This window comes from Leifsonia soli (genome assembly GCF_013408745.1).
Classification (GTDB): Bacteria; Actinomycetota; Actinomycetes; order Actinomycetales; family Microbacteriaceae; genus Leifsonia; species Leifsonia soli.
Map to the genome: position 1 here is coordinate 2043382 of NZ_JACCBJ010000001.1, position 21085 is coordinate 2064466.

The 21085-nt window shown below is 70.0% G+C and carries 19 protein-coding genes; 2 read left to right on the top strand and 17 right to left on the bottom strand.

Features of this window, described 5'->3' with window-relative positions; all coding sequences use genetic code 11:
• Window positions 1–2: 2 nt before the first annotated feature.
• Both BJ963_RS09950 and BJ963_RS09955 read right to left on the bottom strand, forming a co-directional pair.
• Window positions 3–1049 carry a hypothetical protein gene (locus BJ963_RS09950; RefSeq protein WP_179456299.1) on the bottom strand — a complete coding sequence of 349 codons (1047 nt, stop codon included), beginning with the start codon at window positions 1047–1049 and terminating at the stop codon, window positions 3–5.
• A 118-nt stretch (window positions 1050–1167) separates the two neighbouring features.
• Entirely contained in the window at window positions 1168–1464 is a 297-nt protein-coding gene (locus tag BJ963_RS09955; protein ID WP_018191976.1) for a WXG100 family type VII secretion target, read from the bottom strand.
• A 153-nt stretch (window positions 1465–1617) separates the two neighbouring features.
• On the opposite strand from BJ963_RS09955, the gene BJ963_RS09960 reads away from it, so the two are divergent.
• Window positions 1618–2391 carry a hypothetical protein gene (locus tag BJ963_RS09960; protein ID WP_179456301.1) on the top strand — a complete coding sequence of 258 codons (774 nt, stop codon included), beginning with the start codon at window positions 1618–1620 and terminating at the stop codon, window positions 2389–2391.
• Here the strand turns inward: BJ963_RS09960 and BJ963_RS09965 are convergent.
• Genes BJ963_RS09965 through BJ963_RS09980 form a run of 4 tightly spaced genes read right to left on the bottom strand, consistent with a single transcriptional unit; the run spans window position 2348 to window position 5249 of the window.
• A complete protein-coding gene (locus tag BJ963_RS09965) occupies window positions 2348–2959 on the bottom strand; it encodes a hypothetical protein (protein ID WP_179456303.1) in 612 nt (203 codons plus the stop codon). The genes BJ963_RS09960 and BJ963_RS09965 overlap by 44 nt on opposite strands.
• Window positions 2956–3576, bottom strand: coding sequence for a hypothetical protein (locus BJ963_RS09970; protein ID WP_089908538.1), 621 nt, complete (start codon window positions 3574–3576; stop codon window positions 2956–2958). Before BJ963_RS09970 ends, BJ963_RS09965 begins: the two co-directional genes overlap by 4 nt.
• A gap of 15 nt (window positions 3577–3591) precedes the next feature.
• Window positions 3592–4950 carry a putative T7SS-secreted protein gene (locus tag BJ963_RS09975; RefSeq protein ID WP_089908533.1) on the bottom strand — a complete coding sequence of 453 codons (1359 nt, stop codon included), beginning with the start codon at window positions 4948–4950 and terminating at the stop codon, window positions 3592–3594.
• Entirely contained in the window at window positions 4947–5249 is a 303-nt protein-coding gene (locus BJ963_RS09980; protein WP_018191980.1) for a hypothetical protein, read from the bottom strand. Before BJ963_RS09980 ends, BJ963_RS09975 begins: the two co-directional genes overlap by 4 nt.
• Window positions 5250–5386: 137 nt before the next feature.
• Here BJ963_RS09980 and BJ963_RS09985 point away from each other — a divergent pair, with 137 nt between their 5' ends.
• Window positions 5387–9901, top strand: a complete 4515-nt coding sequence (locus BJ963_RS09985) for an FtsK/SpoIIIE domain-containing protein (RefSeq protein ID WP_179456305.1) — start codon at window positions 5387–5389, stop codon at window positions 9899–9901.
• Between the two features lie 27 nt (window positions 9902–9928).
• On the opposite strand, the gene BJ963_RS09990 is transcribed toward BJ963_RS09985, so the two are convergent.
• From BJ963_RS09990 to BJ963_RS10040, 11 genes are all read right to left on the bottom strand, one after another.
• Window positions 9929–10423: a DUF6121 family protein gene (locus BJ963_RS09990; RefSeq protein ID WP_179456312.1), complete on the bottom strand. Its 495-nt coding sequence runs from the start codon at window positions 10421–10423 to the stop codon at window positions 9929–9931.
• Between the two features lie 23 nt (window positions 10424–10446).
• A complete protein-coding gene (locus BJ963_RS09995) occupies window positions 10447–11592 on the bottom strand; it encodes a hypothetical protein (protein WP_179456314.1) in 1146 nt (381 codons plus the stop codon).
• A gap of 88 nt (window positions 11593–11680) precedes the next feature.
• Window positions 11681–12412, bottom strand: coding sequence for a hypothetical protein (locus BJ963_RS10000; RefSeq protein ID WP_179456316.1), 732 nt, complete (start codon window positions 12410–12412; stop codon window positions 11681–11683).
• A gap of 1 nt (window position 12413) precedes the next feature.
• Complete coding sequence (locus BJ963_RS10005) at window positions 12414–13229, bottom strand: hypothetical protein (protein ID WP_179456318.1); 816 nt, start codon at window positions 13227–13229, stop codon at window positions 12414–12416.
• On the bottom strand, window positions 13226–14275 hold the full coding sequence (gene pilM / locus BJ963_RS10010; RefSeq protein WP_179456320.1) for a type IV pilus assembly protein PilM: 1050 nt from the start codon (window positions 14273–14275) through the stop codon (window positions 13226–13228). The genes BJ963_RS10005 and pilM overlap by 4 nt, the downstream gene beginning before the upstream one ends.
• 33 nt (window positions 14276–14308) lie before the next feature.
• The gene (locus tag BJ963_RS10015) at window positions 14309–15154 is read right to left on the bottom strand and encodes a prepilin peptidase (RefSeq protein ID WP_179456322.1); all 846 of its coding nucleotides are present in this window, start codon (window positions 15152–15154) and stop codon (window positions 14309–14311) included.
• Window positions 15151–17052: a phage holin family protein gene (locus BJ963_RS10020; RefSeq protein ID WP_179456324.1), complete on the bottom strand. Its 1902-nt coding sequence runs from the start codon at window positions 17050–17052 to the stop codon at window positions 15151–15153. Before BJ963_RS10020 ends, BJ963_RS10015 begins: the two co-directional genes overlap by 4 nt.
• Window positions 17053–17060: 8 nt before the next feature.
• Window positions 17061–17720 (bottom strand): prepilin-type N-terminal cleavage/methylation domain-containing protein, encoded by a 660-nt coding sequence (locus BJ963_RS10025; RefSeq protein WP_179456326.1) that lies wholly within the window; start codon window positions 17718–17720, stop codon window positions 17061–17063.
• The gene (locus BJ963_RS10030; RefSeq protein WP_179456328.1) at window positions 17717–19114 is read right to left on the bottom strand and encodes a prepilin-type N-terminal cleavage/methylation domain-containing protein; all 1398 of its coding nucleotides are present in this window, start codon (window positions 19112–19114) and stop codon (window positions 17717–17719) included. The genes BJ963_RS10025 and BJ963_RS10030 overlap by 4 nt, the downstream gene beginning before the upstream one ends.
• A gap of 117 nt (window positions 19115–19231) precedes the next feature.
• Complete coding sequence (locus tag BJ963_RS19395) at window positions 19232–19681, bottom strand: type II secretion system protein (RefSeq protein WP_281363848.1); 450 nt, start codon at window positions 19679–19681, stop codon at window positions 19232–19234.
• 174 nt (window positions 19682–19855) lie between these two features.
• Window positions 19856–21085: a type II secretion system F family protein gene (locus BJ963_RS10040; protein WP_179456330.1), complete on the bottom strand. Its 1230-nt coding sequence runs from the start codon at window positions 21083–21085 to the stop codon at window positions 19856–19858.

Here is a 21085-nt window from a genome sequence, read left to right on the forward strand (position 1 = left end):
GGTCAGCCCTGCGAGCCGTCACCGCGCGCGGGCGTGAAGACCGCGCCGTCGCCGGTGAAGGTGACCGTGCCCGAGTACGCGAACGGGATGTCGCCGGTCGTGACCTGCCCGGTGGCGCCGTCGGCGAGCCTGGTCACCTTCGCGGTCGCCGTGACCGAGCCGCCGGAGCCGCGCACATCCCACCCTCCGTCGTACCAGTCGCCGTACATGTCGACCTCGGGACGCGTCACCAGCGACCACCGCAGATCGCTCAGCCGGACGCCGTTCGCCGTCTCCTCCTTCACCAGGAACGGGCAGTTCGCCGGAGCGGCGTCCTGGGTGGCGAGGCACGCGTCCAGCCAGTCCTCGACGGCCTTCTTCGCGTCCGCGTAGCCCGTGTCCGAGAGTTCGGCGGCGAACACCGTCGGAGTGACGACGCTGCCGGCCGGGTGCGAGATGGCGACGCCGCTCTTCGCGGAGTAGTCGGCACTCGACGAGCTGACCTTCACCGGGTAGCTGCCGGGGAGCGCGCGCAGCTTCGCGACAGCGTCATGGCTCGACGGCGTGAGGCCTGCGATGGTGAAGCTCAGGCCGCTGGGCCCCGCGGTCTCGACCTCGACGGTGTCCGGCGTGACGGGCGCGAGCTTCCACAGCGGCAGGAACGGCAGACCGCCCGCGCGGACGACCCGGAAGGAGCGGTGGTAGGGGCGATCGCCCTCCTCGACCGTCGCATCCACCGTCGTCACGCCGTGGCGGGTGACCGGCGCGCCGAGCGTGAACGAGGTGATGCGGTCGGTCGCCGTGGCGTACGCCGCCTGGGTCAGCAGGATGTCGCCGGAGCGCGGCGTGATCGCGCCCAGCTTCATCGCCTCGCGGGCGTGGCCGTGGACGAGGGCGTCGAGGTAGCGCGCGACCACAATGCGCGGCATGCTCTGCGCCGCCGCGACCGTGGTGACGGAGAAGAAGGCGCCGGCGGCCGTGCACAGCACCGCGGCGGCGGCGAGGACCCACCAGAACCAGCGGACGCGGACGGTGCGCTTCGCGGGCGCGGCTTCGGACTCGGTGCTCACGTGGACTCCCCCAGACCGGCCGGATACCGATCGGCCGACAGTCAGCTTAGGGGCGGGACGCAGAAGAGCGCGGGCACCCGTTCGGGGTACCCGCGCTCCACTGTCGTGTGGGTCCGGCTCAGCCGCCGATGCCCTTGGCGAGCTCGCTGTCGACGTTCTGCAGGGCGTCGGCCGCCTTGGTGAGGAACTGCGACATCCCGTCGAGTCCGTTCACCGCCTCGGTGGTGCCCTTGGTGAACTGCTCGTACGAGGTGTGGAAGGCGCCGGACGCCTGGTCGGTGACGAAGCCCCCGTTCACGAGCCCGTTCACCAGGTTCTGCAGCTCGTGGAGCTTCGCGGTGATGTCGTCCTTGCCCGCGATCAGGCGGTTGGCGGCATCGGTCATCTCGCCGTACGTGACGTTCATGTTGGCCATGACGGTCCTTATCCCTTCGGTTCGAAAGAGGCCGTACCCCCGGGGCCGACCAGCTACGTCCACCTAACCAGGCCTGCGGAGTGGACGGAATGGGGAGCACTCCCCATGTCCCGGGGTTCACCCACGCCGGGCCAGCGGGATAGCGTGGCAGCCATGCCGTCGTACAGTCCGATGAAGCCGAACCCGAACTCCGCCGCTGCGCGCAGCTCCGGATCACGGCAGGACCGCTCCTCCACACCGCCGTCGCAGGCGGAGCGGGCTCTGCGCCCGTTCGGGTATCTGCTCGTCGCGCTCGTCTGGACGGTGCTCGGGGCCGTCACCCTCGCTCTCCCGGCTGCTCTGCCCTTCGGGCTCTGGAGCACGAACCCGGACTTCAGCTCGCGCGAGTTCGTCACCGGCGGCGACACCGTGATCACCGTGCTGTTCCTGGTGTTCGCCCTCGTGGTGCTCGTGCCGCTGCTCGGGTACGCGTTCGTCGCCCTGCCGCTCGGCTCCGTCTCGCTCGCCGTGCTGTCGTGGACGTACGTCGTCCGCAGCCTGCGACCGTCGTATGCGGGCGAGCGCCTGTCGAGCACGGGATGGTCGCGCAACGTCATCGGGCCGGTGACGGTCGGGAAGACGGCGCTGTCGCTGCTGCCCGTCCGGCTGACGCCCTGGACGACGTTCTGGACCGAGATCATGTTCCTCGGCTGGCGGCCGGGCCGCGCGGTCCTGGTCGCCGGCATCCCCTACGCGCTCGCGTCGTTCCTCGTCGCCGGCTGGCTGTTCTGGCCGGTCGGCCCGGTCGCGGCCGTGGTCTGGGTCGTCGTGACGGCGGCGCTCGTGGTGACGACCGTCGTCCTGATCGCCCGCGAATACCTCCGACGGGTCGGCGGAGGGAACGTCAGCGGCCGGAAGCCGGCTGCCCGAGCGGAGCGCGGAAGCTGATCGAGTCGATCATCGCGTCGAACAGCTCGAGGTAGAGCTCCGGAGCGGTCGCCATCGGGGCATTGATGCGCGCATGGATGAGGCGCGAGCCGTCCGGGACGGCGAACCGGTAGTCGGCGACCAGCTCGGGGGCCGACTGCTCGTCGTACGTGGTCTGGCGGACCTGCGAGCGACGCCGCACCGGCCCGATGGAGAACTCGAGCGCGTCGTCGTCGGGGAAGCAGCGCTGCAGGTGCGTGGCGGTGTCGTCATCCGGTCCCGGCGCGGTCGGCCACTCCTCGCGCGACAGCACGATGGAGGCGGGGAACGGCACGCCGGGCAGGATCTCCATCGAGAGCGCCAGCGCGAAGGCCGAGCTCTCGTCCGCCAGCGCGACCAGGTGCTCCAGCTCGGTCTTCGCGGTGCGGCGCACCCGGGCCAGCCGGTCGGCGCGGCCGACCCGCTCGGTCACCAGGCGCGCGATGCGCCGGGCGGCCGCCTCCTCGTCGTGCAGCGGGATCATCACCCACGTGCCGGGGAAGACGATGGTCAGCTCCTCATCGAGCGAGGTCAGGCGTGCGTCGGTCATGCGAACTCCCCCAGGGTGACGCGCAGCGAGTCGGCGATGGCCTGCGTATCGGTGACCATGTCGTCGAACCCGCCGATGAATCCCGACCGGAACACCGTGTGGAACGCCTGCGCGGACCCGACGGGGAAGATCGCGAACACCACCCGCTGCTCCAGGAGCGCGTCTCCCGCGTCGTCGTCGGCGAGCGCGGTGAGGTGCGTGAAGCCGACGAGCTCGCCGACCGCGTGCGCCGTCCGCCAGGAGCGGTAGCCGAGGGTCTCGTAGCCCGGCTCGCGCACCGCGGCGTCCGCATCGGTCGCGGCGAGGTAGCTCTCCGGGGTGTCGTCGACCTCGAGCTGCAGCAGCTCGAACGTCTGGTACGCGTTGAGCACGCCCGCCGACGGGATCGGAATGAACACGCGGGCCCGCGTCGCACCGCTCGGGTCCTCCGCGTGCAGCACCTGCTGCAGGGCGCGCAGCTGGGCGGTGAGCCCCGCGGCCTGCTCCCCCGCGTCGAGCGATGCGGCGAACCGCTCCGGCCAGTCCCCTCGCGGGTCCTCGCTCAGCAGCTCGACGTCGTACCAGCCCTCCGGGGCCTCGAACGTGAAGTCGACGATGTCGCGCGGGCGCAGCGTCATACCGGGTCAGCCTCCTCAGCCGTTGTGGCTCTTGTACGTCGGAACATACTTGTCCGCCTGGCCGAGCGCGAACTTCTGCAGGTCGATGCTGGGGATCTTCGGCAGGTCGGTGTGGTTGCCTCCGTCGAACTTGTTGGCGATCTCGTCCACCTTGCCCGGCGCGTTCACCAGCTCGATGCCCTTGTTGATCAGCGCGGAGCCCTGGTGGTACGCGGCGACGACGGTGAGCGGGTTGACCTCGCGGGCGCCGACGTCGTGCGAGACGGCGCGCACGACGTTCTGGTCGATGCCGAGGAGGGTCCGCATCGCCTTCGCCTTGTCGGCGCCGTCGGTCACCAGCGCCTTGTAGGCGGCGCGCTGGCCGGCCGCCGACTCGCCGGCGGCCTGCCAGATCTTGACCGGGTTGACGTCGTTGAGCGGCTTCTCGAACAGCTTCTTGGTCGCCGACTTCATCAGGCGCTTGCCGATCTGCATCTTGAGCATGGCGTTCGGACTGGTGCGGACACCGCCCACCAGACGGGGAGCACGGGCCAGCGCCTTGATGCGCGCGGCCTTGCCGAGGAACGCGAAGATACGGCCGCCGAACAGGCTGAGCGCGACGCCGACGGCGGCCCCGATGATGTCGAGGAAGGTGCCCTCGCCGTTCGCGAACTTCACGACCGCGTCGACGAGCTTGATGATGGATGCGACCAGCGCGATCACGACGAGCACCTGACCGAGGATGGGCACCCAGGAGAGGAAGATCGCCAGCACCCCGGCGATGTCGCCGATGGTCTCGATCACATCCATGACCTTGTCCCAGAAGCCCGGGTTCTTCAGGCCGTTGTTGTGGTGGTCGACGACGTCGACGATCGCGTCGACCGCCTTCTCGGCCGCGCGGTTCTTCTTGTCGCGGGCGTCGTACCAGGCCTGGTGGGCGGCCTGCAGCGCGGCGTTCGCGTCTCGGGCCGCGTCGTCGGCCTTGTCGGCCGACTTCCCCGCCGTCGCCGCATCCTCCGGCTTCGCCTTCTGCGCGTCGGTGTGCGCGGTCGTCGCCGCCTTGTGCGCGGCATCCGCCGCGTTCTGCTTCTGCTCGATCAGAGCGATCGCCTTGTCGGCGTCGTCCTTCGCCTCGCGCAGCTCGGCCGCGTACGTGATCAGCGCGTTGGCCGTCTTGGAGTAGCGGTCCTTGGCCTTGTTGATGTCTTCGGCGGTGTCCTTCGACATCTCCTGCAGCTTGGACACGGCCTGCGACTTGTACCCGTCGAGGTCGTGGATCTTGTTGAGCTCCTTCACGGAGCGCTGGATCGCCTCGCCGATCGCCTGGTAGTGCCGGGCCTTCGCCTCCAGCACATCGGGGTCGCCGGTCAGCGGCTGGAACTCCGTGTCGCTCACTTGTGGTCCGCACCCTTCTTCTCGTCCAGCGCCTTGGCGAGGTCGCCGTCCACCTTCACGAAGTTGTCCGCCACAGCGGCGATGACCTGCTGCACGTTCTTCACGTTCTCGGTCATCTCCTTGCGCTTCTCGTTCCACTTGTGGGCGAAGTCGCGGACATGGCTGTGCAGGTCGTCGTGCCCGGTCGCCTCGGCGACGGAGTCGCTGAAGTCGTCGGCGTTCTGGAACTCGCGCACGACGGCGTCGAGGTCGTCGCGCAGCTGCACCAGCTCGTCCAGCTTGAGTACGAGATCGGACACTTTTCCTCCCCTTCCGGTGGCGACCGCCGGAGTCCTCCGGTCATCCTGCCTTCAGCAACGTACCTGTGGACCAGCGGGGAAGCGATGGGGAGCGGTCCCCATCCACGTGAAGGCGAGGAGGTGGGTATGGTGCTGAAGTGCGACTGAAACTGACTCTCGCCCGCCCGTCCGGGACCAGCGATGACATCGTCGTCACCGCGGACGCCGCCGCCAGCATCGCCGAGGTCGCCTCGACCGTCGCGCGGATCGACCCGCGGCGGACCGGTCCGGTCGCCGCCCCCGGCGCGCTGACGCTGCGCGCGCAGCTCCCCGGGCAGGCCGACCCGCTCGTCCTCCCGCCGGACGCCCCGGTCGGCGAGGCCTGGATCGGGAGCGGCGCGACCGTCGCGCTGGCCGACGCCGGCCTCCACTACGTCTCCCCCGAGCTCGGCGACGTGCCGGTGGTCGCGACCCTGCGGGTGCTCAGCGGCCCGCAGGAGGGCGCGGAGTTCCCCCTGCGAGCCGGCAGCACCGTGCTGGGGCGCGACGAGTCGTGCGACATCGTGCTGCAGGATCCCCTCGTGTCGAAGCGCCACGTGCGCTTCGAGGCCGGCGACGGGGTGGAGGTCGTCGACCTGGGTTCGGCGAACGGCGTCGTCGTCGACGGCGGGCTGGTGACCCGGTTCACCGTCCGGCGCGCGGAGACCCTGCTGCTCGGCGACACCGAGGTGGAGCTGGAGGTGAAGGCGGGCTCGGAGCTGCCCGCCGCGCCTCCCACCGCGGGCCCGGTGTTCTTCAATCGGTCGCCGCGCGTCGAGCGCCGGTACTCCGGCCAGGTCTTCCAGGCACCCGAGGTTCCCGGCGAGAAGGACGACCCGCCCTTCCCGCTGCTCGCCATGATCACCCCGCTGCTGCTCGGTGGCGCGATGTTCTTCCTCACCAAGAACCCGACCAGCCTGCTCTTCATCCTGCTGTCTCCGGTGATGCTGGTCGGCAATTACATCAGCGGCCGCACCCGGGGCAAGCGCAAGCTCAAGAAGCAGATCGCACTGTTCGAGCAGCGGCTGGAGGCGCTCTCCACCAAGCTGGAGCAGGAGCGCCGGACGGAAGTCGAGCTGCGGCAGGCCGAGACGCCGACCACCGCGGACGCCCTGGCCGAGGCGGTCCGCCGCGGCCCGCTGCTCTGGACCCGGCGCCCGGAGCACTGGTCGTTCCTCAACCTGCAGCTGGGCCGGGGGACCATGCGCTCGCGCAACACCGTGCAGGCGGTCGACCGCGGCGAGCTCATCGTCGAGTTCCAGGAGCGCCTCGACGCGGTGATCGCCGACAACGCGACGGTGGACGACGTCCCCGTGCTCGACAACCTCTACGAGTCCGGTGCGCTCGGCATCGCCGGACCCACCGACCTGATCGCCGGATCGGTCAACTCGGTGCTGGTGCAGCTCACCGCGCTGCACTCGCCGTCCGAGCTGGCGGTCGCCGCGCTCGTCTCCCCGCGCTGGTCGCGCGAACTCGGCTGGCTCAAGTGGATGCCGCACACCTCCTCCCCGCACAGCCCGCTGGCCGGCGGCCACCTGGCCGACAGCGCCTCGTCCGCCGCCGGGGTGCTCAGCGCGCTCGAAGGTCTCGTGGAGGAGCGCCTCGCGTCCGCGAAGGCCGGCCCGCAGCGGCGCGGCGCCATGGAGCAGGAGAGCGCCGCCCTGGAGCGCGGCGCCGAGGTGGGACGCTCGCAGACCGGCAACGGCACGCCGTCCCCCGTCCCGGCCGTCGTGGTCGTCATCTCCGACGACGTCGCCGTCGACCGCGCCCGCCTCGTGCAGCTCGCGGAGGCGGCCGCCGACGCCGGCGTCTTCCCCGTCTGGATCTCGGACGACGTCGACCGGCTCCCGGCCGTCTGCCGCACCTTCCTGCAGCACACCGACCAGCCGCACCGCGCGCGTGCCGGGTTCGTCCGCATCGGCGAGACCGTGGAGGACGTCGTCACCGAGCCGGTCAGCGCCGCGACCGCGCTCGACTACGCCAAGCGGATGGCCCCCGTCATCGACGCCGGAGCCCTCGTCGCCGACGCCAGCGACCTCCCGCGCTCCGTGTCGCTGGTGACCCTGCTCGGACACGAGCTGGCCGAGTCGTCGAGTGCGGTGGTCGACCGCTGGCGGCAGAACGCCTCCATCCACGACCGCACGGCCGGGGCGAAGCCCGCGCGGCGGCGCCCGGGGACTCTGCGCGCGACGGTCGGCTCCGCCGGCGTCGACGCCATGCACCTCGACCTGCGCACGCAAGGGCCGCACGCCCTGGTCGGCGGCACCACCGGAGCCGGCAAGAGCGAGTTCCTGCAGGCGTGGGTGCTGGGGATGGCCGCCGAGTACAGCCCCGACCGGGTCACGTTCCTGTTCGTCGACTACAAGGGCGGGTCCGCCTTCGCCGACTGCGTCAGCCTCCCGCACTGCGTCGGCCTGGTCACCGACCTGAGCCCCCACCTGGTGCGCCGCGCGCTGACGAGCCTCCGCGCCGAGCTGCACTACCGGGAGCACCTGCTCAACCGGAAGAAGGCGAAGGACCTGCTGGAGCTGGAGAAGCGCGGCGACCCGGACAGCCCGCCCGCGCTCGTCCTCGTCATCGACGAGTTCGCCGCGCTCGTCGGCGAGGTGCCGGAGTTCGTCGACGGCGTGGTCGACATCGCCCAGCGCGGACGCTCGCTCGGCATCCACCTCATCATGGCGACCCAGCGCCCGGCCGGGGTCATCAAGGACAACCTGCGCGCCAACACCAACCTGCGCATCGCGCTGCGGATGGCCGACGAGTCGGACAGCCAGGACGTGGTCGGCGTCGCCGATGCCGCCCACTTCGATCCGTCCATCCCGGGCCGCGGCATGGCGAAGACCGGACCCGGCCGCCTGGTGCGGTTCCAGTCGGCGTACGCCGGTGGCTGGACCACGCGCGAGCCCGAGCGCGCGGGCGTCGAGGTCGCCGAGCTCCGCTTCGGCGGCGAAGTGCGCTGGGAGGAGGAGCGACCCGCAGAGGAGCCGGATCGCGACCTCGGCCCGACCGACCAGCAGCGGATGGTCGCCGCGATCGTCCGCGCGCAGTCCGCCGCCCACATCCCCGCTCCCCGGCGCCCGTGGCTCGACGAGCTCGCCGCCGCGTACGACCTGGGGCTGCTGCGGCAGCGCACCGACGCCGAGCTGCTGCTCGGCGTGTCCGACATCCCGGACCGCCAGGAGCAGCGTCCCGTCTACTTCCAGCCCGACGTCGACGGCAACCTCGCCGTCTACGGCACCGGCGGCTCCGGCAAGTCGACGGTGCTGCGCACGCTCGCCTCCGCCGCCGCGATCACTCCGCGCGGCGGGCCCGTGCACGTCTACGGCCTCGACTTCGGCGCCGGGAGCCTGCGGATGCTCGAGAAGCTGCCGCACGTCGGCTCGATCATCCCCGGCGACGACCCGGAGCGCATCATCCGGCTGTTCCGGATGCTGAAGCAGACGCTCGAGGACCGCGGCCCGCGCTTCGCCGAGGCGAACGCGTCGAACATCACCGAGTACCGGTCGCTGACCGGGCGGCAGGAGGAGCCGCGCATCCTGCTGCTCGTTGACGGCTTCCCCAGCTTCCGGGAGGACTTCGAGATCCCGGCCGGACGGTCGCAGTGGTACGACGTGTTCCGCGACCTGCTGGCCGACGGCCGACGGCTCGGGATGCACGTCGCGCTGACCGGCGATCGTGCCGGCGCCGTCCCGACCTCGATCGGATCGCTGGTCCAGCGCCGCGTCGTCCTGCGGCTCGCGGACGACGGCTACGGCATGCTCGACGTGCCCAGCGACATCCTGTCGCCCGCCTCTCCCCCGGGTCGCGCGATCGTCGACGGCTACGAGACCCAGATCGCCGTGCTGGGCGGCTCGCGCGCCGTCGCGGACCAGTCGGAGGCGGTGCGCCGTCTCGCCGAGGCGATGGAGCGCGCCGGCATCCCCACGGCGCCCGCGGTCGGCTCCATGCCGAAGGAGCTGGACCCGGCGTCGCTGCCGGACAGCGTGGGCGGACTCCCCGTGCTCGGCATCGGCGACATCGACCTCGGCCCGCTCGGCTTCGAGCCGTCCGGCACGCTGCTCGTCGCCGGCCCCCCGGCCAGCGGTCGCACGACGACGCTGACGGCGGTCGCGGACGCGGTGGCGCGGTTCGACGCCGAGACGCGCCTGTACTACGTGGGAAGCGCCCGCTCCCCGCTGTCCGCATCGTCGCTGTGGACGGACCGCGCCCTCACCCCTGCGGACGCGGCCGAGCTGGCGAAGGACCTCACCGTCGCCATCGCCGACCCGGACACCGAGGGCCGGATCGCGGTGTTCGTGGAGAGCATCGGCGACTTCCTGCAGACGCCCGCCGACTCGCCCCTCGTTGAGCTGATCCGCGCCGTCCGCCGGAGCGACCACCTGCTCGTCGCCGAGGCGGAGTCGAGCGCCTGGGGCACGTCGTGGCCGCTGCTCGGCGAGGTGAAGAACGGCCGGCGCGGGCTGCTGCTGCAGCCGGACTCGGTCGAGGGCGACATCCTGCTCAAGACGCCGCTCCCGCGGATGGGCCGGTCGGAGTTCCCCCCAGGGCGCGGCGTGTTCATCCAGAAGGGCGGCTTCACACGCGTGCAGGTGCCTCTGGTGGATGCGTCGCTGCCGGCGCGCGTCCGCGTCTGATCGGCCTCGGCGGCTACTGCTCGGCGGCTACTGGTCTTCGTCGCCCTCCCACGGCCAGCGCGGACGCCCACGCTGCCGGAACCGTCCGACGAGCACCAGCTGATAGAGCAGCGTCACCGCGAACGCCAGGATCGCGATCGTGATGGCCGGCCAGCGCACCAGCTGCGCGAACGCGAACAGGAAGTAATGGAACGGATCATTCGGATCGCCGGCCGCACCCGCGACCCCGCCCGCCGCGATGAAGACCGAGTAGCAGGCGACGCCGACGCCGAACGCGACCCCGGGCGAGATCCGCTGCCGCTCGGCAGGAACGCGGGTGCCCAGCACGATGAGGAACACCAGCAGCATGAGCGCCGACGCGATCACCATGACGGGCCCGACGATCGGCCCGACCTGGGGGTCGGCGACGACATCGCTGTCGGTCGCGAGGGAGACCAGCCCGAACACGGCGACGACCAGGGCGAGGTAGAGCCCCGTCGCGAAGAAGGCGACCACGGTCGCGTAGACGCGCTCGTCACGCATGGTCGGCTGAGCGTCCTCCCCGGTCAGTACCCCTGCTGCGCGTAGGCGGCGACGGCCTGGTTCTGCGCGTCGGCGACCTGCTGCTCGTAGTCGGCCTGCGCCTCGGCGTTGCGCGCCTTCAGCTTGCGGCCGCGCGCGGAGAGCCAGGCGCCCGTCCAGATCGACATCTCCCGCGCGATGACGCCGGCGAGCACCGCGAACGGGTTGACCCACGCGCTGCGGATGAGGATCGCGAACTCGTCCGGGTTGCGCTGCCAGTACTGCGCGTCGATCAGCCCGGCGCCGATGTAGACGAAGTACACGAACACCGCGACGAACAGCCCGCCGAGGATGTAGGCCCACCAGCGCGCACGGTTCAGGATCTGGATGAGGACGACCATCCCGATGAAGAATGCCAGCACCGGCGCCCACCCACGGAGCCCGAACGCGGGACCGCCGGTGAAGAACTGGACGAGCGCCGGGCCGAACTCGTTGCTCGGCGTCAACAGGGATCCGACGATAAGCACGGCGCCGGCCCACAGCACGGCGAACGCGACCGTGCCGACGAGCGCGATGAGGATGCCGATCCCGCGGTTGCTCTTCTTCTTCGGCGGCTCGGGGCGCTGCAGGTAGATCGGGGCGACCGGCTGCGGGGCGGGAGCGGCTGTCCCGTCGGCGGGCGGGGTGCCGTACGCGGTCGTGGGGGCCCCGGTCGTGGGGGCCCCGGTCGTCTCGGCCTGGCGGACGGTCGCTGCTTCGGCGGCGACGATCACCGGGGTCGCCGACTCGACGGGGGACGCGGTGTCGACCGTGGCGTCGCCGGCGGCGGTCGCACCCGGCTCGGAACTGGAGCGCGCGACGGCCGCGGCCACGTCGTCGTCGCTCGTCACGACGGGCTCCGGCTCGGCGATCGCGGCGGGACGCTGCGGCTCGGCGGCGGCCGGGACGGCGGCATCCTGCTCGTCGTCCCCGGCGGGACGGTTGATGTGTCCGCGCGCCGACACCGGGTTCGACGGCGGCTCGACGACCTGTGCTCCGGTGTCGGTGGCCGGCTCCGCGGCGGCCGATGCGCCCGGTGCCGTCGCGGCCGCGCCGGTCTGCTCGGCGGCCGCCTGCTCGGTCTCCGGCCGCGCGTCGTCCGGCCCGGGCTCGTAGGTCGCGCGCTTCGGCGCGTCCGGCGTGTCGCTCATCCTGGCTCCTCCATCGGCCCGGCGGGCCCGTTGCGCCCACTGTAGCAACGGGGGTGGCCGAGTCCAGGGAGGCGGGACCGGGGCGGGGTCACTTGGAGGTCTTGGCTCCCGTCCCCGTGTTCAGCACGTAGATGAAGCCGCTCACCTTCGCGTCGAAGGCACCCGGTCCGGACTGCGCCGTGTCGATGTTGAGGGCGTTCACGAGGAAGAGCCGCTTTCCGGTCTGGGCCGACGCGATGAAGGCGAAGATCTGGTCCTCCGTGCCACGCACGGTCACGCTCACCGGGATCACCGTGAAGTTCGACGCGTCGATCAGGTCGGTGGTGACCGGCGGGGCCCCGTCGGCGGGAGTGGGCGCGGGGGCCGGCGTCGGCGGCGCCGAGGGAGTCGGCGTCGGGGTCGGGGTGGCCCCCGTGCCCGAGCTCGACCCCGTCGATGCGCCGGCGGCCGCGGGCGCCCCGTCCGCCTGCGGAGGCGCATACGCTTTGCCCTCGCCCGCCGTGCTGGCGATGACCGTCACGCCCGCGGTGGCGGCGAATCCGCTCATCTCGTCGCTGAACGTCGGCCAGTCGGCCTGCGCGGGAACCGAAGCGGTCAGCTCGCTCAGCTTCTGCTTGAGCGACGGGAGGTTCTCGCTGTCCTTCTTCATCTTCGCGAGGATCGTCGCCTTCACGGCGTTCGCGCTCTCCACTTGGGAGGTCTGCGCGTTTGCTGCGGTCGCCTGGTCGAGCTGCGGCTGGATGCCGACGATCCAGCCCAGAGCGCCGACGATCACCATGACGAGGACGGAGCCGATGATCCAGAGCCTGGTCTTGTCCATGTCACTTGTCCTTCGTCTGGAACCGGTTCGTGTAGAGGCCGTCACCCACGTGGATGACGACGCTCGACGTGTAGATGCCCGTCTCGTCGCGGTTCACGGTGCCCGCGCTCACATCGACGACACCCGTGAGCTTCTGGACGGCGGCGACCCAGCTGGGCACGTCGGGGAAGCCGTTGCTGAGGGTGACGACGGTGACCGTCGCAATGCGCGGACCCTGGAGCGGGTCCGTCGACTGCTGGAAGACGGCGATCGGCGACGCGGCGTCGACCGTGATCGACTTCATCGTGAGACCCGCGGGCTCGGCTTTTCCGATCGCCCTGATGAACGGCTCCCACGCGACCTCGGTGGAATCGCCGACCTGCTGCGCGGCGACGGCGACATCGACCTGGTTCTGGACGGTCCGCACCTCGACGTACTTCTGCTGCTGAGCGAGGAGGTCGTTGGTCCGCGCCTGCGCCGCGAACAGCTGCGTCTGGGCCATCAGGTTGAAGCCGAAGGCGGTCGCGCTGGCCACCACGACCACCAAAAACACCGCGAGCACACCCCAGGTGAACCCGCGGCGGGTGCGCGCATCGCGCCGGGCCGAGCGCACCTCGGGAGGCAGCAGATCGACGCGGGGGTCGCCGCCGACCATCAGGCCCTCGACCGCAGTGGTCGTGGGACGCGCCGCCGTCTTGGACGACGCAGAGGACGTGGTCGCCTTGGACCGGCCCGTCCGTTTCAGCTGCTTGGGCTGCTTCGACGGTTTCGGCTGCTTCGATGGTTTCTGGTCGGCGACGTCAGGCGGTCCGGACGGGCGACGGAGGCTGATGCTCATGCTGCGCTCCCGAGGGCGAGGCCGAGCGCAGCGGAGAGCGCCGACCGGTTCTGCCGGAGCTGCGCTGCGTCGAGGTGACGGGACAGCGTGACGGCGTGGAAGGGATCCCCGGGCGCGACGGGCAGCCGGGTCATCTCGCTGAGCGCCTCGCCCATGCCGGGGAGCTGCGAGCCGCCGCCCGTGAGCATGATGCTCTCGACCGGCGTCGTCGGGCGGGTGTTGACGAAGTAGCTGATCGTGTTGCGCAGGCTGTTGAGAAGCTCGCCGGTGATGCGGTACACGATCTCGACCACCTGCTGCTCCTCCGGGGAGTTGACCTGCCTGGCGAGGCCGGTGACCGCCTTGATCCGCTCCGCCTCGCCGACGGAGACATCGAGGCCGGAGCGCAGGGCCTGCGTGAGCTCGGCGCCTCCCGCCGGGATGATACGGACGAACTGGGGCACGCCGTCGGTCGCGACCACCACGCTCGTAGTGTTCGCTCCGATGTCGACGAGGGCGACGGTGCCGCGGACACCGGCACGCGTGACCATCGCGCGCGTCAGGGCGAACGGCAGCAGGTCGACGTCGACCGGCGTGAGCCCCGCGAGCTGGACGGCCTTCACGTTGCCGAGTACCGCCTCCTTGACCGCCGCGATCAGCAGACCGTTCACCACCGGGCCGGTCTCGAGCATCCCCTCGGAGATCGGGTAGAAGTCCAGCAGCGCGTCCGCGACGGGCACCGGCAGCATGTCCTGCACGAGGAACGGCAGGCTCTCGCGGATGCGCGTCTGCGACATGCGCGGAACCGTCAGGTCGCGCGCGAGCACGCGCTGGTTGCCCATCCCGAGCACGACCTCCTTGCTCTTGAAGCCGCCCTGCTGCCACAGCTGCCGGAGCCCGGCGGCTATCGTGTTGGGCTCGAGGACCTCGCCGCGCGAGGCGGCGCCGTCGGGGATGGGCACCGCGTGGTGCCGCAGCAGCGTGGGCTTCGGCTTGCCGGGATCGGCGAGCTCCACCGCGCGAATGGTCGTGGTGCCGATGTCGATGCCGACGATGCTGGTGGCCATCCGTTCCTCCTTCTGTCGTTGTGATGCGTGGGTCTATGCGAGTCCGAGGAGCGCCAGGTAGGCTCCCCCGATGGTCGGTCCGGCCAGGATGCCGAGCCACGCGCCGGCGAGCATCCAGGGTCCGAAGGGGATGCCGCTGCTACGACCTGCGCGGCCGCCGGCGAGCAGGATCAGCGAGAACAGGCCGCCCAGGAGGAACGCGGCGAAGGCGCCCACGAGCAGCGGCGCCCAGCCGAGGAAGCCGAGGAACAGCCCGAGGACTCCGGCGAGCTTCACATCGCCGAAGCCCATCCCGCCGGGACGTACCAGTGCGAGGATCAGGTAGAAGGCGAAGAGCGCGCACGCGCCGATCGCTGCCCGCGCCACGGCGAACGGGTCGCCGCCGAGGAGGGCGGCCGCGCCGAGGAGCACGGCACCGACCGCGTAGGACGGGAGCACGATGGCGTTCGGCAGGCGGTGCGTGTCGAGGTCGATCAACGCCAGAGCGATCGAGATCGCCGTGAGGTAGAGGAATGCGACGACAGTCAGGACGCGTGCGGTCACGCCGGCGGCATCCGTCGCGGCCAATGCCTGCGGACCGGCCCAGAACCACCAGGCGACGAGCGCGAAGGCTGCGGCGGTGGCCGCCTCGACCAGCGGATAGCGCGCGGAGATCGCACTTTGGCAGGTCCGGCAGCGGCCGCGCAGCGCCAGCCACGAGACGACCGGGATGTTGTCGTACGGCCGGATCTCGGTGCCGCAGCTGCCGCAGGCGCTCGGCGGCGACACGATCGAGCGGCCGGCCGGGACGCGGTAGACGACGACGTTGAGGAACGATCCGATCAGCGCGCCGAAGACGCCCGCGCAGACGAGAGCGAGCACGAAGAAGGCGGGGGTCATGGCAGCGGCGCCCCCGTCGAGTCGAAGGCGGTCTTGACCTCGATCTCGGTGTTGACGTCGTAGGACGTCGTGCGCGGGGTCGGGAACTTCGGCGGCGGCGAGTTCAGCAGACGCGTGTCGTAGCTGTATCTCTTCAGGAAGCCGCTCGAACCGGAGCCCTGCCCGACCGGTCCGCGGAACTCCTGCGCGATCGACCCGGTCACGCACAGATAGCCGAGCGGGATCCCCGCGTCGTAGTTGTGCACCTCGAAGCTGTGGTTGTTGGAGAGGATGGCGGCGTTGATCGTGCGTGCGCAGTTCGAGCTCCCGGACGTCGCCTCGAACGTCAGGGAGGCCTTCTCGTTGCTGCAACTCGCGCCGTTGCTTGCCGGGTACGGAGTCGGGTTCGTGCACACGATCGGGTTCCACACCCAGACCGCGCCGGCGCCGACGAGGCCGAGGATGTCGTTGGCCGCATCCTGGTACACCAGCTTGCCGGTGATCCAGGCGAAGTGCTCGGCATTGATCGTCATCGAACTGTGCATCGTGCCCTCGACGAAGACGTCGCCTGCGCGGCAGTCGTACTTCGCGATCGAAGGGACCACCTCGTTCACGACCGGGTAGCCGAGCCCGTTGCCCGACGACTTGGTATCGGTGCCGACGCACGTGAACCCGTTCTGGTTCGGTGAGGCGGACGATGCCCAGTAGTTCGCGTTGGCCGAGTCACTGGGGACGCCCTGAACGTAGGCGAGGTTGTTGTAGAGCTGGGACGCCGGACCGATCGCGATCTTCTGCCCGCCGCCGGCGACGTCGGAGAGCGTCCCGGCGTTCTGCGCCTGCGTCTTGGTCGGGTCCCCGGGCGTCCCGCAGAACGCCGGAGCCGTTCCGGCCGTGGCCGCACCGTTCGACAGCTGGGTCTTCTTGGTCCACGGCGAGAGGACGGTCATGTACGCGGTGCTGCCCGACACCGAGAAGGTGATCTTGGTCGGCCCCGTGTAGAGGCAGCCGGGGATGGGCACCTTGACGGGGATGTCGGTGCGCACCTGGTCGAGCTGCGCCTGCGGCGGCGGCATGGTGATCTGTGCCGCGTTGACGGGCGCGCCCGACTGGAACGTCGGCGTCCCCGCGCCGCCCGAGCAGTTGGTCTGCGAGTAGAGCTTGCCGCCCACTGCGTTGGGGTTCGCCGTCGTGACCTTCTGCTTGAAGGTGCCGCCGCAGATGTTGAGGGTGTCGTTCGAGTGCACCTGCCCGTCGAACGTGTCCCCGGCGATGAAGTTGATCAGGCAGTTCTGGCTGCGGGTGGCAGCCCATGCGTACGCGACCGCGCAATTGATGTTGTTCAGCGTCGGGTCGAGCTCTTCGTAGTCGGTGAAGTAGACGTAGTTGGTGAATCCGGTCTGCTTGATGTTGGCCACGACGCTGCGGGTGACGGTGTCCACCTTGCCGGTCGCGCGCAGATGCAGGATGCCGTTGCTCGCGTACTTGGAGTTGTCCACCTCGTACCGGAACGAGGCGTTCGCCGGCAGCCCGTCCGTGAGCGGGACGGACGCCCAGCGGCCCCCCGCCGACGTCGGCTTCACATCGAAGGCGGGGTTGTCGCGGCTTGTCGGCGGCAGCGCGACCGAGGTCGCGGACCCGTTCGCGATCGTGAAGGTCGACGCCGGATTGCCGTACTGCTGGTAGCTCGGGTCGTTGGTCAGGCGGCCCTGGTAGTCGGCGACCCCCGCGAACGCCGCCGACATCGCGGCGTCCCAGTCGGCATCGTGGTTGGAGCGCACCAGGCCGGACACCGAGAAGGTCATGGTCACCGAGATGAGGAGCAGGAGCACGCTCGCGATGCCGACGACCATGGCGAGGGCGACACCGCGGTCGCGCTCCTGCCGGAGGAGCGCTATGCGCGTGCGAAGAAGAGTGAGCATCCCGACCCCTACCCGACGTTCGCCATGCCGATGGTGTTGGTGATGGAGACCGCGTTGGCCGCACCGGTCGGCTGGATGGTGATGGTCACCTGGATGGAGGCGATGGCTGCGCGCTGGGTATCCGTGGTGAGGCTGGCGGGCAGGAGCTCCGCGCGCGTCTTGTCGAAGTAGCGGAACACGACCGTCCCCGACGGAATGGAGTTGCACAGATTGCGGGTGGGTTTGGCTGCGCCGAAGTCCCAGTGACCGTTCGCGCCGGCGGTGTTGGAGGTCGCGGGGTACTGCGTCTCCTGCAGGATGCCACCGCTCACTCCGTACGCGACCATGACGGGGCTCTCCGCTCCGCTCAGGTTCACGTAGGCGTAGAACTGCACACTGGTCGCCGTGGCGGAGATGACGGCGGGCGCGTTGAGCGGGTTGCCGGGCGTGGGATTGGCGAGCGGGTTCGGCGTCGCCGCCCGGATCATGCGCGCCACCTGGTTCATGCCGTTCGACGCCTGACGGGTGCCCCCGTCGATCGACTGCGCGAGGCTGACACTGTGCGTGCCGGTGACGAACATCCACACGCCCAGCGTCATGATGAGCCCGGTGAGCATGATGGCGATGAGCAGCTCGATGAGGGACAGCCCGGACTCGCGCTTCGGGAGTTCGCGCAGCGCGGCGATCACGGCTGCCTCGGATCGATCGTGAAGATGTTCGCGCCCGTGAACGGCGGGCTGCCGGCCGGGAGCGTGATCTTCGTCGCGTCCACGAGGGCGGAACTCTGGAGCGCATCGTTCTGGTTGCTGAGGGCGTAGATCTTCCAGGAGCCGTAGGGCAGCGCGACGTTCGCGACGCCACCCGTAGCCGGCGACTGGCCGTAGCGGAGTGTCATGCCGGTCGCGCAGCCGGGGTCGCCGATCGCGGCTGACGCCACAGCGCTGACCGCGACGATCCACTTGCTGGACGTCGAGATGCGGATCACCGGCATCGGCACCGTGCCGGTCGAGCCCGGTGTGACGCCGACCGCAGGGGGCCGCTGACCGACGTTGCCGGAGGCGTTCGGGTTGACCCACTGGCCGGGATCGACGGAGAGGCACTGGGGCTGACCACCAGCGGCCGGCACGTACTGGCCGGCGAAGACGGAGTAACCGGAGGTGAAGGGGAAGAGGGGCGTGGTCGCGGTCGTCACGGCCGCCACCGTCAGCGGCGCGACGTTCGTCGAATAGGGATCGCCCTGCGGCGCGTAGGTCATCGGAAGCGCGGCGGGGAACATCGTGCCGGCCGGCGCCCCAGGCGACAGGGTCATGACGGGGTTCGCCGCGGTGTCGTACTGCACGTCGAGCACGGAGGACTGACCGGCGGTCACCGTGGTCTGCGCAGCCGGCACCTGCACCTGCTTGCTGCTGATGCGCCCATCGCCCGTCTTGCCCACGGTGACGACGTAGGTGCCCGGAACGACCTTCAGCACGTAGCTGCAGCCGTCGGAATCGGTGGGATCCGGTGCGGTGGAGACCGCGGTGGCGGTGTTCGGCGACACACTGGTGTCGACCTTGATGGCCACGGGAACGCCGGAGAGCGCCGCACCAGACGCTGTCGTCACGTGCACGATGATCGTGCCGGTCGTCGGATCGTTGATCGGGCCGGCCGGCGCGAGCAGCGTGCTCGCCTGCACCGGCGTCGTCGAGGGGTTCTTGCCGTCCCAGCTGACGGAGACGTTCAGCGTCTTGTTCTGCAGGATGCCGCTGCCGCTGCCGCAATCGGACGCCGCGCCGGCGCTGTTCACCCAGCCGACGGACTTGGTGATCGTGTAGGTGGTGCCGTCGAGGGTCTGCGTGACGATACCGCTCGTGACGTCGAAGATGTCCGGCGTCGCGCGAGCGACGTCGACCTGCTGGGCGGCGAGGTTGGCCGCGACTTCGCTGGCGCGGCTGGTGCGTGTGAGCGTCATCGAGAGCGTGAGCGAATACGCGACGACGACGGAGATGATCGCGAAGACCATCATCGCGACCAGGACCTCGATGAGGGTGAACCCGCTGTCGCGGGTCTCGTCCTGGCGGAGAAGGGTGTTGATGCGGTTCATGGGGGTTCACCTCCCTAGTCGGGTCCGGGAGTGGAGAGTGGATCGGGGGGCGCTGCAGAAGAGCGGAAGCGGGGCGTCGCCGGTGGGCGACGCCCCGCTGTCAGGAGTGGTTCAGGATCACGGGCAGGCGCCGCTCGCGGCGCCGTTGGTCTGGTCGATGTGGAAGATCGCCGTGGCGCCGCTAGCGCTGGTCTCCTGGATGCAGAAGGAGGTGGGCGACGGGGTGGAGCCGGACTTGAAGGCCGGCACCGAGTTCCCCGGGCTCAGGGTGTAGCCGTAGGTGTCGAGGCTGGTGGGCGAGCCGCTGTCGAAAGTCGGCTTCGTGGCGGTACTGCCCTTGTCGGTGTAGTACGCGACGACGGCCGTCTTGGCGTTGGCCAGGTCCGACTTGGCGGACGCATCCTTCGCGTTGTTCTGGACCCCGATGTAGATCGGGATGGCGATCGCGGCGAGGATGCCGATGATGATGACCACCACGAGGAGCTCGATCAGGGTGAAGCCCTTCTCGTCCTCCTCGAGCAGCCCCTGGCGGCGAGCGTTGAGCTTGCCCATGAGACGGAAGTACATTGCGGTGTCCAATCGGTCGGGTGCTGGATGCGAGGCGAGCGGTTGCGAGCACCGCTACGGGGATGACCATATTTCTCGGCGGATTTTGAGAAATATCCCCCGTCAGAGGGGTTTTCGGCCCTTTTCCGCCCCCAGTGCGGGGGCGGTTTGCGGCCGGTGGCCCCCGGCGGAGGGTCAGCCTCCGACCGCGGACGCGATGCTGAAGATGGGCAGGTAGAGAGCGACGACCATGCCGCCGATCACGACACCGAGGAAGGCGATCATGAGCGGCTCGATGAGCGCCGTCAGCTGCTCCGTGGTGGCCTCGACCTCCTGCTCGTAGAAGTCGGCGATCTTGTCGAGCATGGTCTCGAGCGACCCGGCGTCCTCGCCCACCGCGACCATCTGCGTCACCATCGACGGGAAGACCGATTGCTTCGACAGAGGCGTCGCTATCGCCTCACCCTGTCTCACGCCTTCGGCGACCTCCTCCAGGGCCTTCTGGATCACGTAGTTGCCGCTGGTCTCCCCCACGATCCTCAGGGCCTGCAGGATCGGCACACCCGCGCTGATCATGTTCGCGAAGTTGCGACTGAAGCGGGCGATCGCGATGCGTTTCATCAGCGACCCGAACACGGGCATCCGGAGCTTGAACGGGTCCAATCGCTTCCGCACGGATTCGTCGTTCTTGTGCTTCGGCCACCAGAAGGCGAAGAGGATCCCGGCGACGGCGACCACGGGCACGACGAAGACCATGGCGTGCGAGATCTGCACCAGGATCATCGTCGGAAGGGGCAGCGGCTTGCCGAGCCCGGCGAACATCTTCTCGAAGATCGGGACCACGAAGAGCAGCATCGCCGCGACTCCGACGATGGTCATGCAGAACACGATGACCGGATAGGTCAGCGCCGACTTGATCGCCGACCGGAGCTTGACCTCCTTTTCGAAGTTCTCGGCGACGGCCTCCAGTGCGCCGTCGAGGAATCCGCCGGTCTCGCCGGCCTTGACCATGTTGATCATCAGCGGCGGGAAGACAGCAGCGTGTCTTCGCATGGCGTCCGAGATTGCGATTCCGCTCTCCACCTGGTTCCGGACATCGGAGAGCACGGCGGTGAACTTCTTGTTCGGGTTCTGCTCGGCCAGGATGTTCAGCGTCCGGAGCAGGGAGAGTCCCGCTCCGATCATGGTGGCCATCTGCCGGCTCATGACGGCGAGCTCTTTGAGCTTCACCCCCGAGCCGGCAGAGAGCTTGATCTCGCGGTTGAGCCCGGTTCCTTCGGCCGCCTCCGAGATGGAGACGGGTGACAGTCCCATCGTTCTCAGCCGTGACGCGACGGCGGCCTCGCTCGTGGCATCCACCCGGCCCTTGACGATCTTGCCGGACGCGTCGCGGCCCTTGTAGGCGTACGGGGTGCTGATGGACAT